General features: G+C 65.9%; 14 protein-coding genes and 1 tRNA gene. 5 read left to right on the top strand and 10 right to left on the bottom strand.

The window, feature by feature from the left end:
* Position 1: 1 nt before the first annotated feature.
* Positions 2–1,240, top strand: a complete 1,239-nt coding sequence (locus tag QK287_RS02840; RefSeq protein ID WP_282359141.1) for an acetyl-CoA C-acetyltransferase — start codon at positions 2–4, stop codon at positions 1,238–1,240.
* A 114-nt stretch (positions 1,241–1,354) separates the two neighbouring features.
* Here the strand turns inward: QK287_RS02840 and QK287_RS02835 are convergent, their stop codons facing one another.
* Positions 1,355–2,227 carry a Bax inhibitor-1/YccA family protein gene (locus QK287_RS02835; RefSeq protein WP_282359139.1) on the bottom strand — a complete coding sequence of 291 codons (873 nt, stop codon included), beginning with the start codon at positions 2,225–2,227 and terminating at the stop codon, positions 1,355–1,357.
* Between the two features lie 516 nt (positions 2,228–2,743).
* On the opposite strand from QK287_RS02835, the gene QK287_RS02830 reads away from it, so the two are divergent.
* The 4 genes from QK287_RS02830 to QK287_RS02815 are packed head-to-tail and all read left to right on the top strand — an operon-like array spanning position 2,744 to position 6,869.
* The gene (locus QK287_RS02830; RefSeq protein ID WP_226775037.1) at positions 2,744–4,045 is read left to right on the top strand and encodes a branched-chain amino acid ABC transporter permease; all 1,302 of its coding nucleotides are present in this window, start codon (positions 2,744–2,746) and stop codon (positions 4,043–4,045) included.
* A gap of 9 nt (positions 4,046–4,054) precedes the next feature.
* A complete protein-coding gene (locus QK287_RS02825) occupies positions 4,055–5,023 on the top strand; it encodes a branched-chain amino acid ABC transporter permease (protein WP_226775038.1) in 969 nt (322 codons plus the stop codon).
* Positions 5,020–6,099, top strand: coding sequence for an ABC transporter ATP-binding protein (locus QK287_RS02820; RefSeq protein ID WP_282359136.1), 1,080 nt, complete (start codon positions 5,020–5,022; stop codon positions 6,097–6,099). The genes QK287_RS02825 and QK287_RS02820 overlap by 4 nt, the downstream gene beginning before the upstream one ends.
* On the top strand, positions 6,096–6,869 hold the full coding sequence (locus QK287_RS02815) for an ABC transporter ATP-binding protein (protein ID WP_226775040.1): 774 nt from the start codon (positions 6,096–6,098) through the stop codon (positions 6,867–6,869). The genes QK287_RS02820 and QK287_RS02815 overlap by 4 nt, the downstream gene beginning before the upstream one ends.
* A gap of 372 nt (positions 6,870–7,241) precedes the next feature.
* Here QK287_RS02815 and QK287_RS02810 read toward each other — a convergent pair whose 3' ends face one another.
* The 9 genes from QK287_RS02810 to eno all read right to left on the bottom strand — a co-directional run bounded on the left by QK287_RS02810 (position 7,242) and on the right by eno (position 16,938).
* The gene (locus tag QK287_RS02810; RefSeq protein ID WP_226775041.1) at positions 7,242–8,600 is read right to left on the bottom strand and encodes an ABC transporter substrate-binding protein; all 1,359 of its coding nucleotides are present in this window, start codon (positions 8,598–8,600) and stop codon (positions 7,242–7,244) included.
* Between the two features lie 176 nt (positions 8,601–8,776).
* A tRNA-Leu gene (locus tag QK287_RS02805) sits at positions 8,777–8,850 on the bottom strand.
* Complete coding sequence (locus QK287_RS02800) at positions 8,841–9,830, bottom strand: N-acetyltransferase (RefSeq protein ID WP_282359133.1); 990 nt, start codon at positions 9,828–9,830, stop codon at positions 8,841–8,843. Before QK287_RS02800 ends, QK287_RS02805 begins: the two co-directional genes overlap by 10 nt.
* A gap of 150 nt (positions 9,831–9,980) precedes the next feature.
* Complete coding sequence (locus tag QK287_RS02795) at positions 9,981–11,441, bottom strand: FAD-dependent oxidoreductase (protein ID WP_282359131.1); 1,461 nt, start codon at positions 11,439–11,441, stop codon at positions 9,981–9,983.
* A 38-nt stretch (positions 11,442–11,479) separates the two neighbouring features.
* Positions 11,480–12,868, bottom strand: coding sequence for a S8 family serine peptidase (locus QK287_RS02790; protein WP_282359128.1), 1,389 nt, complete (start codon positions 12,866–12,868; stop codon positions 11,480–11,482).
* Between the two features lie 128 nt (positions 12,869–12,996).
* Positions 12,997–13,944, bottom strand: coding sequence for a Ppx/GppA phosphatase family protein (locus QK287_RS02785; protein WP_282359127.1), 948 nt, complete (start codon positions 13,942–13,944; stop codon positions 12,997–12,999).
* Positions 13,941–14,630, bottom strand: coding sequence for a DUF501 domain-containing protein (locus QK287_RS02780; protein WP_282359413.1), 690 nt, complete (start codon positions 14,628–14,630; stop codon positions 13,941–13,943). The genes QK287_RS02785 and QK287_RS02780 overlap by 4 nt, the downstream gene beginning before the upstream one ends.
* Before the next feature lie 136 nt (positions 14,631–14,766).
* Positions 14,767–15,468, bottom strand: coding sequence for a septum formation initiator family protein (locus tag QK287_RS02775; protein WP_282359126.1), 702 nt, complete (start codon positions 15,466–15,468; stop codon positions 14,767–14,769).
* Positions 15,469–15,657: 189 nt separating this feature from the next.
* Positions 15,658–16,938, bottom strand: a complete 1,281-nt coding sequence (gene eno, locus QK287_RS02770) for a phosphopyruvate hydratase (protein WP_282359123.1) — start codon at positions 16,936–16,938, stop codon at positions 15,658–15,660.
* Positions 16,939–16,961: the final 23 nt, after the last annotated feature.

Below are 16,961 nucleotides of genomic sequence, written 5' to 3'. Positions count from 1 at the left end.
CATGCCAGAAGCAGTCATTGTTTCCACTGCCAGAAGCCCCATCGGACGCGCTTTTAAAGGCTCGCTGAAAGATGAGCGGCCCGACGACATCGCTGCCGCCATGGTCGCCGCGGCACTGGCCCGGATTCCATCGTTCGACGCCGCTGATGCCACCGGCCAGGGCCTGGACGATCTCTATCTTGGCTGTGCTGAGCCCAGCGGCGAAGCGGGTTCCAATATGGCCAGGGTGGTCACCATCCTGGCCGGGCTGGACAACGTCCCGGCCGCCACAGTCAACCGGTTCTGCGCCTCCAGCCTGCAAACGCTCCGCATGGCCTTCCACGCGATCAAGGCCGGCGAAGGCCGGGCATTTGTGGCGGCGGGAGTCGAAGCGGTCTCACGGTACCGGGACTGGGCCGGCGCCGGCGAGACGGACGCAAGCACACATAACCCGCTCTTCGATGCCGCCCGCCAACGCACGGCTGCGCGGGCCGCATCGAATACACCGTGGACGGATCCGCGGCTGGGCGGGCGGATGCCGGACATCTACATCGCCATGGGCCAGACCGCCGAGAACGTCGCCACGACGTACGGCATCAGCCGGGCCGACCAGGACGACTGGGCCGTGCTGAGCCAAAACCGCACCGAGGCAGCCATCGCCGCCGGATTCTATGCCCGCGAAATCACCCCCTACACGCGCAGGGACGGCACCGTGATCGACCGGGACGACTCCCCCCGGGCTGCGGTGACCCTTGGCTCGGTCAGCGCACTGCAGCCGGTGTTCCGCGCTGGTGGCACCGTTACTGCCGGGAACGCCTGCCCGCTGAACGACGGGGCCGCCGCCCTCGTGGTCATGAGCGACCGTCGGGCCGCCGAACTCGGGCTGACGCCGCTGGCCCGGATTCTCTCCACCGGCGTCAGCGCCCTGTCCCCCGAGCTGATGGGACTGGGCCCGGTAGAGGCCAGCAGGCGGGCTCTGCAGCTCGCCGGGCTGGGCATCGGGGATATCGACCTCGTGGAACTCAACGAGGCCTTCGCCGTCCAGGTCCTCGCCAGCGCCAAGGAGCTTGGCATCGACCACAGCAAACTCAACGTCAACGGCGGCGCCATCGCGTTGGGGCATCCGTTTGGTATGACCGGCGCCCGAATGACCACCACCCTGTTGAACGGGCTCAGGGAGCGGGATGCCCAGCTGGGTCTGGCCACGCTCTGTGTTGGCGGCGGCCAGGGCATGGCCGTGGTGCTGGAGCGGCTCAGCTGATGCCCTCGGGCCCGGCGCACAAAAAGCGGCCCCGGCGCACAAAAGCGGGCCCCGCCAAGTGAACTGGCTGGGCCCGCTTTCTGAGCTCACGGCGGCCGGTGTGGCCTGACTCTGTTAGTCGTTGCCGCGCAGGATCGCCAGCAGCCGGATGATCTCCACGTATAGCCATACCAGCGTCACAGTGAGGCCGAAGGCGGCGGTCCAGGAGAAGCGCTGCGGGGCGCCGCTGCGGACGCCGGCTTCAATGCTGGTGAAGTCCATGATCAGCGAGAACGCGGCCAGACCGATCGCCAGCACGCCGATAAAAACACCGAGGGGAATGCCGAAGATCTCCACGCTGGTCCGGAGCCCAAACGGCTCCTGGACCGCGCCGGTCCACATCATCACCATGTTGATGAGCGCGAAGACGGCGTAGCCAATCAAGGCAATCATAAAAAAGCGCATGGCCTTCGGTGTGGCCCGAACCTTGCCGCTCCTGAAGAGCACCAGGGTCACAGCGAACACGGAGAGAGTGCCGATCACGGCTTGCAGTCCGACACCCGGGAACATCCCGTCGAGGATCCGCGTCAGGCCACCGAGGAACAACCCCTCGAGTCCCGCGTAGGCGAGGATCAGCGCCGGTGAGGGCTGCTTCTTGAAGGTGTTGACAAGGGCGAGGACAAAACCGCCCAGCGCACCGGCAATCATCAGCGTATAGGCCAAGCCCTCCGCCACCACGAGCGTGACTGCGGCGCCGGCGATCACGGCGCCAAGGCAGACAGCGGTCTTTATGATGACATCGTCATAGCTCATCCGGCCCGTGTCCGCGGGGCCGGCGGCGGGCCGGTTGTACATGTCCTGGAGCTGGTCCTGCGTCATCGCCTGGGGGGACGCGTTCCAGCCGGACCGGCCGTGGGCGCCCTGCCCGAACGCCTGCGGGGCAGGCGGTGCCTGGGTTGCTCCACGGAAGTTCTTTCCGTTGAAGACTGGGTTTCCGCCAAGTGCCATTGAAGCTGTCCTCCATATAAAGGGGTGTGGTGATCCGGTGGTGAACTGTTCGTGTCAGCTAAGTACACGCTACCAATTCCAACCGCTGACGGGCAGCGTTAGTTCCCGCCAGCGCTTGGCTGCAACCCGACTGTGACCTCCCTGCCGCCGGGCCGCGGGCCGCGGGCACCGTCGACCGACGACTGTTTAGGCATACTCCAGATCAACAAAAGTTTACTTTAGGCCGGGTAAACCACCCCGTCGCCGATGCTTCACGGTTGTTACCTGATCGCGACGTTCTGCCTGCTCCGGAGGGCATTCATTGCCCCGGACGGGCTGTAACATGGGCCAAATAGGGTGACGGATATCACAAGCTGGACATCTCGACCGCATCGCACCAGGTTTTACCTTCCGTCACCTTGACTGTTCGCATCGGTTGCAATGGCGCAACCCACACCACCCCATGTGGAGGTTTTCATTTTGAGAAGCACACCGAGAGGCCTGTCGCAAAGACGGCGCGGCAGATTGCTGAAAGCTGTGGGGGCCGTTTTTGCCGCCGTCGCCGCACTGCTGCTGATCGTCGCGCCGGCATCGCAGGCCACGAGCCCCGCACCGGCACCATCACCGTCGGCAACCACGTCTCAACCGACCGGGACGTTTACCAACAACATCAGCGGATTCCTGCGCGGCGACGACCGCACCCCGCTTGTCGGCGTAGAAATCAGTGCCACCGGCGACGGCTTCACCGGGTCGACGAAATCCGCGGAAAACGGTTCGTGGTCCATTGGTGTCCCGAAGCAGGGAACCTATGAGGTCAAACTCAACGAATCCACCCTCCCGGACGGCCGCAAGCTCGCAGCCGGCCAGGAGAACCCCCGCCAGGTCACCTTTAGCCAGACGTCGAACCTTTCGGTGATCTTCGCCTTCGGTGAAGGCATCGTCGTCCAACAGCAGGACTTTGGCAAGAACCTGGTCAACCGCCTGGTGGCGGGCCTGAGTTTCGGACTTCTGCTGGCCCTCGCATCGGTGGGTCTGTCGCTGATTTTCGGCACTACCGGGCTGACCAACTTCGCACACGGCGAAATGGTCACCCTCGGCGCCGTCCTGGTCTTCGCTTTCAACGCCATGAACCTCCCGTTCTGGCTGGCCGTTGTGCTCGCGCTGCTCGGCGGCGGCCTCTTTGGCTACTTCCAGGACGCTGGCCTGTGGAAGCCGCTGCGCCGCCGGGGCACCGGCCTGGTGCCCATGATGATCGTCAGCATCGGCCTCGCCCTGGCCGTGCGCTACGTCATCCAGTTCTTCTTCGGCGGCGCCACCCAGCAGCTGCCGTACGCACAGAGCACGGAGATCCAGATCGGGTTGATCTCCATTTCCCCCAACAACCTGTGGTCCCTTGTGATCAGCGCCGTGGTGATCGCGCTGCTCGGGATCATCCTGCTCAAGACCCGGCTCGGCAAAGCCACCCGCGCGGTCGCCGACAACCCGGCGCTGGCGGCGGCTTCGGGCATCGACGTCGACTCTGTGATCCGGATTGTCTGGGTCACCGGCGGCATGCTGGCCTCTCTCGGCGGCATCCTGTGGGCCTACTACCGGCCCGGCGTCACCTTCGATATGGGATCGCAGATCCTGCTGCTCATCTTCGCCGGCGTCACCCTGGGTGGCCTTGGCACGGTATGGGGCGCCCTGATCGGATCCATCATCGTCGGTATCTTTGTGGAGCTGACCACCGTGTTCGGCCTCGCCGCCGACCTCAAATACGTGGGAGCACTGTTCATTATGATTATTGTCCTTCTGTTCCGGCCCCAAGGCATCTTGGGCCGGCGCGAGCGCGTGGGTTAGGAGACAGCCATGGACTTCGGATTCATATTTTCCAGTGCTGCCGGTGAACTGTTCAGCCCGACGACGGCGGCATACGCCCTCGCAACCCTCGGCCTTGCGGTTCACTTTGGCTACTCAGGCCTGCTCAACTTCGGTCAAGCCGGCTTTATGGCGGTGGGCGCCTACGGTTTCGCCATCTCCACCCTGACCTTCGGCGCCCCGTTCTTCGTCGGGCTCCTCATCGCCGTGGTGTGTTCAGCCATCTTCGCCCTGCTCCTCGGTATCCCCACCCTCCGGCTGCGGGCCGACTACTTGGCCATCGTGACAATCGCGGCGGCGGAAATCGTCCGCTACATTGTCACAACCAACCAGCTGACCGCCGTCACCGGTTCGGCCAACGGCCTCGCCGCTTTCGAAGGCGACTTCTATGCCATGAACCCTTTCCCCGAAGGTTCCTACCTGGGGATGAACAACCGCGACTTCTTCATCCGGGTTGTCGCCTGGACCGTGGTGGCCCTTCTCTGCCTGGTGATCTGGCTGCTTATGCGCAGCCCCTGGGGCCGAGTCCTTAAGGGCATCCGCGAGGACGAAAATGCTGTCCGTTCGCTGGGCAAGAACGTGTACGCCTACAAGATGCAGGCTTTGATCATCGGCGGCGTCCTCGGCGCCCTCGCAGGCATGATCTTCACCCTCCCCCGCGGCGCAGTCCAGCCGGCGAACTACGGGACCGAACTGACGTTCTTCCTCTACACCTGCCTGCTGCTTGGCGGCCTGGGCACGGTGCTGGGGCCGGTGATTGGCGCCATGATCTTCTGGGTCGTCCTGTCCCTCACACAAGGCATCCTGTATGGCCTGATCGAATCCGGCGCCGTCACCTGGCTCAACACGGTCCAGGCCGGGCAGCTGCGGTACATCCTTGTGGGTGTCGCGCTGATGCTGTTGATGATCTTCAGGCCCCAGGGTGTCCTCGGCAACAAAAAGGAGCTGGCTTTCGCATGAGCACGCAGAGCGATACACCCCGTCCCGCGGATAACCCGGAAGAAATCGACTACATGACGGATTCGCGGCCGATCGCGGCCGGGGAGACTGCTCCGGGCTGCAAAAAGCGCGACCCGATCGTGGTGGCCGAAAACGTCACCCGCAGCTTCGGCGGCATCAACGCCGTCGACGTCGAGTACCTCGAGATCCCCCGGCACAAAATCACCGCACTCATCGGGCCCAACGGCGCCGGCAAGACCACGCTGTTTAACCTGCTGACCGGCTTCGACACACCCAACACGGGCAAGTGGCAGTTCGAAGGCAACAGTCTGGCCGGCGTCTCCTCCTACAAGGTGGCCCGGATGGGCATGGTCCGCACCTTCCAGCTGACCAAGGTGATGGGCAAGCTGACGGTGATGGAAAACATGCGTCTTGGTGCCTCCAACCAGTCCGGTGAACGACTTTCCAAGGCCCTGTTCAAAGGAATCTGGGGCGGCCAGGAAAAGCAGATTACCGCCGACGCCGACGTGCTGCTGCGGAAGTTCAAGCTGGACGCCAAAAAGGACGACTATGCTGCGTCACTTTCCGGCGGCCAGCGCAAGCTCCTGGAAATGGCCCGTTCGCTGATGGTCAGGCCCAAGCTCGTGATGCTTGACGAACCGATGGCCGGCGTCAACCCCGCGCTGACCCAGTCGCTCCTGGACCACATCAAGAACCTCAAGGCTGAGGGCATGACCGTGTTGTTTGTTGAACACGACATGCACATGGTCCGGCACATCGCCGACTGGGTGGTGGTGATGGCCGAGGGCCGGATCGTAGCCGAAGGTCCGCCTGCCGACGTAATGAAGAACCCCGCCGTGATCGACGCCTACCTGGGCGCCCACCACGACGTGGATCTCGGCGATTCGGAAGGCATCAAAGAGCTCGCGGCCGAACTGGGGGCCGACGAGGAGTCGATTGTGGGCACCGACAACGCCGGCATCATCTCCCTGGATATCGTCGGTTCCGAAACGGACGCGCCGGCGGACGGCAACGGTGCCGCGCACGGCAGGCGCAGCGCAGATGAGCCGAACAGCACAGAAAAGGACACCCAATGAGCGCCACCAGTGCGGCCCCCGCCGCTACGCCAGTCCACGACGAGGATTCGGTCGTCAAGGTCACCGACCTGGTGGCGGGCTACATCCCCGGCGTTAATATCCTCAATGGCTGCAGTATCGAGGCCCGCAAGGGCGAGCTCATCGGCATCATCGGCCCCAACGGAGCCGGCAAGTCCACACTCCTGAAGGCGATGTTCGGCCTGGTGAAGGTCCACTCCGGTTCCGTTGTGGTCCGCGGCCAGGACATCACCGGGCTTAAGGCCAACAAGCTCGTCAGCCGGGGCATCGGGTTTGTGCCGCAGAACAACAACGTGTTCGCGGCGCTGACCATCGAGGAGAACCTCCAGATGGGCATGTTCCAGCGGCCCAAGGACTTTGCCGAGCGCTTCGACTTCGTCACCGGCCTGTTCCCGGAACTTGGCAAGCGGCGGGCCCAGCGCGCGGGATCACTCTCCGGCGGTGAACGCCAGATGGTGGCGATGGGCCGGGCCCTGATGATGGACCCGGCAGTGCTGCTGCTTGACGAGCCCTCCGCCGGCCTTTCCCCGGTCAAACAGGACGAGACCTTCCTCCGGGTCCACGAAATCAACCGTGCGGGCGTCTCGGTCATTATGGTCGAACAGAACGCCCGGCGCTGCCTGCAGATCTGTGACCGCGGCTACGTCCTGGACCAGGGCAAGGACGCGTACACCGGCACCGGCCGGGAACTGATGAAGGACCCCAAGGTCATCCAGCTGTACCTGGGTACGCTCGCCGACACCGTCGAGTAGTTCTCCGCAACTCCGCAGCAACAGCAGGGGCCGTCACCAACCGGTGGCGGCCCTTCTGCGCGCCCGGCGCCGCCAGCTCCGCACTCACGGGACCGGCGGGATCCCCGGTCCCGGATGCGACCGCCGGGTACCGGGTGCGGCCGCCAGTCCCCGCGCAACGGCGGCGGCGCCACGCCGGCGCAACGGCTGCGGCCGCCGGGTCCCCGCCGGGGCAACGGGTGCGGCCGCCGGCGTCCCGGCGCAACGGCGGCAGCGGCGCCACGCCGGGCAGCATCGCCACGCCGGGCGGCATTGTTGGCAGCCTTCCTCCCGGGCATACAATAGGCCCCCGCCCATTGGGCGGGGGCCTTTTGCGGCTAGGGAAGGGCGAGCTTACAGCTTGCCGAATTCTTCCTTGACCGGCTTGTAGGTGTTGTCATCCTGGAACTCGTAGATGCCGATGTAGGCCTCTGTCGGGTCGCCGGCGTCGGAGAACGTTACGGGGCCGGACTGGCCGTCGTAGTCGATGTCCTTGCCGTTGCGCAGCAGGGTGACGCAGGAGGGGAAGTCGTTGCACTTTTCGCCGCCTTCAGACACGTCCTTCAGGTGCGCCGCGATGTCAGTTCCCTTGGTGCTCTTGGCTTCCTCTGCTGCCAGTGCGATCAGGTTCACGGCATCGTAGGACTCGCCTGAATAGCTGTAGTCCTTCAGCGCGGGATCGATGGCCAGCAGCTTCTTCTTGAAGTCGTCCTTGGCGAAGGTGCCCGGGATGGTGCCCTGGGCGCCCTTCAGGGTGCCTGCCTGGAAGTCCTTGCTGTAGTCGGACATGTTGCCGTCCACCATGAACATCTGGGTGGGCTTGACGCCCTTGCCCGTCATCAGCGGAACAATGCTCTTGGCCTGGTCAAAGGTGATCAGGGCGATGGCATCCGGCTTGGCCGCAAGCACCTTGTCCACCTGGCTGCTGAACTGCGAATCGCCTTCGTTGAAGAGTTCCTGGGCAACAACCTTGCCGCCGGCTGCCTCAAAAGCGGACTGTACGTTCTTGGCCAGGCCGGTCCCGTACGCGTCGTTCAGGACGATCATGCCAACGGTCTGGGCGCCACAGGTCGCCATGTAGTTGCCGAGGACCTTGCCCTGGAGAACGTCCGACGGGGCGGTGCGCCAGAACAGACCCTTGTCATCCCAGGCGGTGAAGTCCGGGGAGGTATTTGCCGGCGAGAACTGGATGACGCCTGCGCCGGTGATCTGGTTGATGACGGTCTTGGAGACACCCGAGGAAGCGGCACCAATGACTGCGCTGACACCCTGTCCGAGCAGGGCGCTGGTGGACTGCGTGGCGATATCGGTTTTGGTGTCACCGGAGTCGCGGTGGATGATTTCAACGGGCTTGCCCAGCACACCCCCGGCGTCATTGACTTCCTTGATACCAAGGTTGACGCCAGCGATTTCGGGCGGGCCGAGGAACGCCAGCGACCCCGTTGTCGGCAGGAGCGATCCAAGCTTAAGAGCGGTTTCGGTGGTGGTCGTGGAGGCCGGAACGGCCCCGCCGGCTGCGGCGGTCGACTTGGCGCCGGCAGTGGCGCTCGGTGCGGGGCACGCGATGCCTGCAGCGGCGTTGGCCGAAGCGGTTCCGGATCCGGACGACGACGGGGTGGACGAGCCACCACAAGCCGTAGCCAGAAGGGCAACGCCGATGCTAAGCGCGGTCAGCTTAGCGATGCGGGGTGCCGCCTGGGGGAGTGAAGTCATTTACAATCTCCTCGATCTAAAGGTGCGAACGGCCTTTGATGCGAAAGATCAGGTGTTCCTGATTTACCTTCAAGCTAGTGCACTTCCGGCCCGATCCAAAGTGACTACGGTCACATCCTTATAACACTCGTTGCATAGAGGAAATCTGGCCAGGAATCGGCAGGCGCCATAAAGTGTGCCCCAGGTGGGACTCGAACCCACAACACGCGGATTTTAAGTCCGCTGCCTCTGCCAATTGGGCTACTGGGGCGCCCGGTCCATAATAGCCCGCCGGGCGCTGGTCTCAGCGATGCCAAACGCCTCGGCGTAGTGGAAGCTTCCGCTCACCCCGCCCGGCCAGAGTGCCAGCGGCAGCAACTGGAAGTGCGGACCCCAGGCTGCACAGGGTGGCTCAACCCCGAGGGATGTCGATGGCACAAAGCCAAAGCGCGAGTAGTATTCCGGGTCGCCGAGCAGCGCGATGCCCCGCTCCCCCGCAGCGTTGGCCCGGGCAATGGTCTCCTGCATCAGCGCGCTGCCAATGCCGTGGCGCTGCAGTCTCGGCAGCACACCGATCGGCCCCAGTCCCAGCAGGTCCAGTTCGCCCGCGCGCCCGCGGGTGCTGATCACGTGCCCCACGACGGCGCCGTCGAGCTCCGCAACGATGCTGAACTCCGGCAGGAATTCGGCACAGTCAAAGAGCGCACCCACCAAACGGACTTCCCCGGGCCCGCCGTCGGCCGGCAGGCCGCTGACCGGGGAGACGACGAAGGCGGCGGCGGTGAGGGCGAGGATGGCGGACCGGTCCGCGGGCCGCCCTGTGCGGAGCACCAGCTCCGGGGCAGGCGTGTGCTCGCCGTGCGCGGCGGCCAGTTCGTGCAGCGCCTCCAGCGCCCGGTCGGCATCTGCGACGGGGACCAGGATGTGGTCGTGATGGAAGCCGGCGAGGACATTGCAGCTGATTTTTGCGTCCGTGAGGGCGGTGCTGACGGCTGCCGTCAGGCCGATGGCGTCAAGCGAGGAATGTACCTGGAGGGTGATCCAGGCGCCGACGAAGTCGTAGGACAGTCCGAGGGTGTCAGCGTCCTTGCGCGGCAGGACAACGGTCATTCCTTCCGCCTCACGAACGGCGGCTTCGATCGTCCCTTCAAGCGGCCGTCCGTGCGGCCAGAGGGTGTAGACGAACTCGCCTCCGCGCAGTTCCGGGCGCATCGTGGCGAGCAGGGTGTGGAGGTCCGTTGCGGCTGTCATGGAGCCAGTCTAGGGGCCCACCCCGCCGGGGTTGGCCCGACGCCGGCCGGCCCGCACCCTTCCCAGGTGGACCTACGGGCGACCTTCCGGTTAACGACGGCGGCGGCCGCGCCCCGCAGGGGAACGGCCGCCGTCGACGGCAGGTGCTGGCTACTTGGCGTCAGCCGACACACTTTCCTTGCTGCTGGCCGGGCTGGCCTCTGCTGCCGGCTTCTCAGGGGCGGGAGCCGAGGCCGGCTTGGGCGCGGGCGTTGCCGCAGCGACGAATGCGCCGCGGGGGTTGTCCAAGTCGATCAGCTGGGTCGTGTCGCGGCCCATAAAGAAAGCCAGGATCCAACCGAAGATCACCCGGACCTTGCGCTCAACGGTGGGCATGGCGAATCCGTGGTAACCACGGTGTGCCAGCCAGGCAAGCGGTCCCTTGAGTCCGATCCGGCCCAGAAGGTTGATGTTTGCAACACCCTTCCATTCGCCGAAACCGGCGACGGCGCCCAGGTTTTTGTGTTTGTAGTCCGTGAGCGGCTTGTCCCAGCGGGAAGCCCACAGGTTCTTGGCCAGGCGCTTGGCCTGGCGCAGCGCGTGCTGTGCGTTCGGGACGCAGGTACCGTCCGGCAGGCCGCTGCCCGTAAGGTCCGGCACTGCCGCGACGTCGCCGGCGGCCCAGGCGTTCTCGATGATGCCTTCGTCCCCGGCGATGCGCAGGTCCGCGAGGACACGGACGCGGCCGCGGGGTTCGAGCGGGAAGTCGGTGGAGCGGACCATGGGGTTGGCCTGCACGCCGGCGGTCCAGACGAGGGTGTCGGCCTGGAATTCCTGGGCCGCCGTCTTGTCCGGAAGGTTGATCAGCTTCAGGGAACCCTCGGCGTTGTCCAGCGAGGTGTTAAGCAGGACTTCGATGCCGCGGCTGCGCAGGTGCTCAACCACCCAGTCCGCCTGGCTGGCGGTGACCTCAGGCATAATGCGTCCCATGGCCTCGACCAGGACGAAGCGGACTTCCTCCTGGCTGATGCGGGAGTTGTTCTTGACCGCGGCGCGGGCGAGGTCTTCCATTTCGGTAATGCACTCGATGCCGGCGAAGCCGCCGCCGACAACCACGAAGGTCAGGGCGCGGGCGCGTTCGGCGGGATCGGTCATCAACGAGCCGGCTTCGATCCGGTCCAGGACCTTGTTGCGCAGGGCGACGGCTTCCTCAATGGTCTTGAGGCCGATGCCCTTGTCCGCAAGTCCCTTGATCGGGAAGGTGCGGGTGATAGCACCGGCGGCCACCACAACGTCGAAGTAGGGAATCTCGAAGTTCTCGCCGCCGTCAGCCGGGGCGATCACTGCCGTGCGGTTTTCATGGTCGATCGAGGTGACGCGGCCCTGAATGAGCTCGGTCTGCTTGAGGTGCTGGCGGTGCGAGACGACGGCGTGCCGTGCCTCGATGTTTCCGCCGGCAACCTCGGGGAGGAAGGGCTGATAGGTCATGTACGGCAGTGGATCAACCACGGTGACAATGCCACCGGCGTTAGCGATCTTCTTCTGCAGTTTGAGGGCTACGTACAGGCCGACGTATCCGCCGCCGACGACGAGTACCCTGGGACGGTCCTGGAGCTGAGGGGAGAGTGCCATTCCCCAAGAATACCGTACTTTGTGAAAAACTTCACTAACTATGGTTTTCCGTTGGAATCCACCGAATCGAGCACACCGGTATCGGCGGCGGCCGGGCCGTCGGGGCTTCCCTGGCCGGCCGTCCGGGCGCCACGGCGGAGCTGGAAGGCTGCGGCGGCCAGGATGCAGAGGAAAAGCCCGCCGAAGCCCAGCACCACCATGGCCGGCACGGCAGCATCGAGCTCGGACGGGCGCTCCGCGACGGGGACGGTGGGTTCCGGCAGGGTGGGCGCCGCGCTGGAGGGCGCGGCCGGTGCCGGCGCGGGCGCCGTCGGCAGGTTTCCCCGCCGGTGGACCCGGATCCAGTCCGAAATCGTGCCCAGTGGATTGATTTTGGTGTCCGGCACGTCGGCCTTGAGCGCCGCCTCGGCGTCGAGGATCCCGAACCCGTATAACGGATCCTTCCCCGGAGCGCCGGCGTCCTTGGCGGTGGTGACTATTCTGTTGATGACCTGGCTGGCCGTCATGTCCGGCCATTTGGAGCGGATCAGCGCCGCGACCCCGGCCACGATCGGGGTAGCACCCGAGGTGCCGGCCCACTCTGCGTAGCCGCCGCCGGGCAAGCCTCCGATCAGGTTTTCCGCGGGCGCCGCAACGCCGATGCTGATGCCCTGGGATGAGGAGTCAATACTGGCAATTCCCTTGCGGTCCAGCCCGGCGACAGTCAGCACGCCCGGGATGGTGGCCGGCGCACCGACCTGGACGTTTCCGCCCCCGCGGTTACCCGCAGCGGCAACAATCACCACGTCCTTCTGTTCGGCGTACAGGAATGCCGCGTCCCAGCTCTGCGGCCACTCGGGCGAGGTGCTGCCAAGGGAGATATTGATGACGCGGGCGCCGTTATCGACCGCCCAGCGGACGGCCTGGGGTATCTGGTCCTGGTCGGTCTTACCGCCGGGGTTCGGCGATCCGAGCCAGGTGGAGACGGAGAGCAACTGCGCTTCGGGCGCGACCCCCACGATGCCGTCCGGCGCGACGGACGGGCCGGGGCCGGCACTGGGTGTGGCAGTTGCACCGGCAGGCTGATGTCCCCGGCCCGCCAGCATGGTCGCGACCAGGGTTCCGTGCTCGGGCTTCGCGCCGATGCTCTTCTGGCCGTCAGGACTGCCGGCGCCGGAGATGTCGACGCCGCCGGCAAGCACCCCGGCCAGATCTGGGTGTTTACCATCCACGCCGCTGTCAATCACGGCAACCTTGACGTTGGCGCCCCTGGAAACTTCCCAGGCCTTGGTGATGCCGGATTCTGCCAGCCAGTATTCCTTGTCGCGCCAGGGGTCGGCGTGCGCGGCAGGGGCAGCCGTCAGGGTGGCAGCCAAGGCGCCGCCGGCAAGGGCCACGGCCATCAACGCGGAGGCGGTCCGGCGGGGCCGGGCTGTTGCTCTGGTCATTCGGGTCCTATCGGCGGGTCAGCTTTGGGCGCTGCGGTGTGGTGGCGGCGCGGAACGCCGGGCGGGATGCGGGGACGGTGTGAGGCCGGGTGGCGCGTCCGGCCAACGCAGTCAAGCCAAGCGGCCGCTTAGCTGATACTCAAGGCAATTCCATCAAGAATATCGTGTTCGCTGGTCACTGCCGTCCCGACCCTGCCCTGGGTTACCGCGGCCAGCCGATCCACAGCGCGCCGCCAGACGAGGGCACCCGCGCCGATGACATCTACCCGGCCCGGGTGCATGTAGGGCAGGACGGCCCGGTCCGCACGTGACATCTCCAGCAGTTCGGTGCAGGCCCGGCGTATAACGTCGAGCGAAAGTTCGGTGCCGTGGATCGCAGCGGAGGAGTACTCATCCAGCGCGAGCGCATGGGCGGTGATGGTGGTGATGGAACCGGCCACCCCAACGACGGCGGCAGTTTGGTCCAGCGGGACTGCACCGGCGGCCTCATCGAGGGCAGCGTCGACGTCTGCCTCCGCAGCGGCGATCTCTGCTGCCGTGGGCGGGTCGCTGCGCAGGTGGCGTTCGGTCAGCCGCACACAGCCAATGTCAACGCTCCTGGCGGCAATAACACCGCCGGCGTTGCCCAGCACAAACTCGGTACTGCCCCCGCCGAGGTCCACCACAAGGACGGGATCCGCGCCCCGGGAGGGCAGGACGCTGCTCGCGCCCGCGAAGGACAGGGCGGCCTCGCTGTCCCCGCTGATGACCTCAGGTTCGACGGCCAGGAGCCCGCGGATGCCATCAACGAAGACCTGCCGGTTGCGGGCATCGCGGGTGGCCGAAGTCGCCACAAAACGGACTTTGGTGGCCGCGTGCCGGCGGATCTGCTCGGCATAGTCGCCGGCGGCGGCGAAGGTCCGGTCGAGGGCCTCCCGGGAGAGTTCGCCGGTGGCGTCCACGCCCTGGCCGAGCCTGACGACGCGCATTTCGCGTACAACGTCGTTCAGCCGGGGTGCCGGGCCGGCCGTGTCCACATCCGCGATCAGCAACCGGATCGAGTTGGTGCCGCAGTCGATGGCGGCGACGCGGGTCATTTGCCGGCTCCGGCGGTTCCGGTCCCGGTTCCGGTCCCGGGCGTGATGCCGGGGTCCTCGGGACGTGCCTTGCGGACCGGGGCCGGCCGGCCGACGATCGCCGGCAGCCCCTGCGGGCCGTGCCTGCTCAGGTCCTGGGAGGGGGCCTCGCCGCCGGTGTGCCAGGCGCCGTCGCAGTAGCAGCGCTCCTGTGTCCACCATTCGCTGATGGCCGCGATGGCCTCGTCGCCGAGCGGATTCACACCCGGTCCGGCTGCGAGCGACTGGCCCACCAGGACGTGCAGGCATTTGACGCGGGTGGGCATACCACCGGCGGAGATGCCGTCAATTTCGGGCACGGGACCGATTCCGGACCTGGCGCCGATCTCCGCACGGGATGCGAGGTAGGCCCGGTGGGCAGCCCGGTAGTCCAAGGCCAGTTCCGCGTCCGCCACGAGCCGTTCGTTCATCTCGTTCATCAGGCCGGCAGCTTCAAGCCGCGAGACCGCGGACGTGATGACCGGGTGGGTGAGGTAGAAGGTCGTGGGGAAGGGTGTGCCGTTGCTCAGCCGTGGGGACGTGGCCGCCACTAGCGGGTTGCCGCAGACGCAGCGGGCCGGGATCTCCACGACGTCACGCACCGGGCGTCCCAACTGCCGGCTCAGGACATCGAGGTCACGGGCCGAGGGCCGGCCGGTTTCCGCCACGGACCGGGCCGTCTCAGGGGATCCCGGATTCACTGCAGTCGGGGTCTGGTCCACTCGGTTCTCGTCCACGGGCGCGGCACCTTCCTGCCCTGTCTGGATTGTCGGTCCGACGATCCTGCGGCGGGCGCCGCTTTTTTTAGTCTGTTGCCGAGCGCCGGATCGAGTCCCAGAGGGAATCGACCCAAGGCAGCTCGGCCGGGTCTTGTTGGGATTGTGCCCCGGCCGCGCCACTGCCCGCCCCGGCAGGTAAATCGCTGCCGAAGACCCAGTAGCCCGTTTCGCCGGGCATAACCATGTTAATGCGGTCCCGGGCCTGTTGCTTTACATAGTTCGGATCCTGCCACCGCGAGACCTGGCGTTTAAGCTCATTTTGCTGCGACTGCTTGGCGGAGATGTCCGCCTGGAGTTCGGCTATTTCGCCTCGTTTTTCAATGAAGATCTTGACCGTGGGCGCCAGCATGATCGTGATGGCAATCATCACGACCAAAAGCGCCAGCATGCGTCCGGAGAAGGCTTTCGCCGGCACGGGGTCGAGGTGTTCTCCGCCGGCTTCGGCACCGGCCTTGGACGTGCCCGTGCCGCTCGTGGCCGCTCCGGGCACAGCGTTGCGCGGGGCAGGTGTACGGCGTGCAGCGCCGGCCTGCCGTGTCGAGGGTGCAGTGCCGGCGTGCTGGCCCGCGGTGCGGCCGGAACCGCGCCCATCCGCCGCGGCGTTGCTGCCCTCGTGGCCCGCTGATCCGCGGGAGCCGCCGAAATCAGCCTCGATGACGTCGCCGGTGGCCGGAGACTTCGGGGCCGCGGGCGTGGCCCGGGGAACCTTGGGTCGGCGGGTAGCCATCTCACTCCTGTAATGCCAGGTTCTCCCCCGGCTGGCTTGCTGCATTCAGTGCTGGGTCCCGCGGCCCGGGGCACAGGCGAGGGGCCGGGGTGCTGCTCCGCTCGTACGGTGCCACGAGGCCGGTCTCAAAAACAAACCGGTAGCCATGGTCTTTCAACCATAGCCACCGGTTTTGTGTTCCTGCGGTTATTAGCCCTTGAAACGCGGGAAAGCGCTGCGGCCGGCGTAGCGTGCGGCGTCGTCGAGTTCCTCTTCGATCCGCAGCAGCTGGTTGTACTTGGCGACACGCTCGGACCGCGCCGGAGCCCCGGTTTTGATCTGCCCCGCGTTGGTGGCAACGGCGATGTCGGCGATTGTGGTGTCCTCGGTCTCGCCGGAGCGGTGTGAGGTGATGGTGGTGTACCCGGCGCGCTGCGCGAGGGAAACGGCATCCAGGGTTTCGGTCAGGGAACCGATCTGGTTGACCTTCACCAGCAGCGAGTTGGCGGTTGCCGAATCGATGCCGGTCTGCAGGCGTTCGGGGTTGGTGACGAAGAGATCGTCACCGACGATCTGGACCTTGTCGCCGATGGCGTCGGTGAGGGTCTTCCAGCCTTCCCAGTCGTTTTCGTCCAGCGGATCCTCGATGGAGACCAGCGGGTAGTCGGCCACGAGCTCGGCGTAGTAGGCGCTCATCTCCGTAGAGCTAAGGGATTTGCCTTCGAACTGGTAGGCGCCGTCCGTGAAGAACTCGGAAGAGGCGACGTCCAGGGCGAGTGCAATGTCCTGGCCCGGGGTGTAGCCGGCGTTCCGGATGGCTTCCTGGATGAGGTCCAGGGCAGCCCGGTTGGAGGGCAGGTTGGGCGCAAAGCCGCCCTCGTCGCCGAGGCCGGTGGACAGGCCCTTTGCCTGCAGGACCGCTTTGAGCGCGTGGTAGACCTCCACGCCCCAGCGCAGTCCTTCGGAGAAGGTCTCGGCGCCGAGCGGGACAACCATGAATTCCTGGATGTCGACGTCGGAGTCGGCGTGCGAGCCGCCGTTGAGGATGTTCATCAGCGGCACGGGCAGGACGTGGGCGTTCGGTCCGCCGAGGTACTTGTACAGCGGCAGGTCAGCGGAGGCGGCGGCGGCGTTGGCGACGGCCAGGGATACGCCCAGGATGGCGTTGGCGCCGAGCTTGCTCTTGTTGGCGGTTCCGTCCAGGTCAATCATCGACTGGTCGATGCTGCGCTGGTCAGTGGCGTCTAAACCGATCAGGGCCGGGGCGATCTGGTCGATGACCGCGTCGACGGCCTTCTGGACGCCCTTGCCGAGGTACCGGCCTTTGTCCCCGTCGCGGAGTTCAACGGCTTCGTGCTCGCCGGTGGAGGCTCCGGAGGGAACTGCTGCACGGCCGATCTGGCCGTCCGAGAGCAGGACTTCAACTTCTACGGTGGGGTTGCCACGGGAATCGAGGATCTCGCGGGCGTGGATGGCATCGATAAGCGCCATGGATAGGCTCCTTTGGGTGAAGC

The organism is Arthrobacter sp. AL05, from assembly GCF_029960715.1.
In the GTDB taxonomy this organism is placed as follows: Bacteria; Actinomycetota; Actinomycetes; order Actinomycetales; family Micrococcaceae; genus Arthrobacter.
Note: the sequence above shows the minus strand (reverse complement) of the source record. Positions and strands in the feature narration are given on the sequence as shown.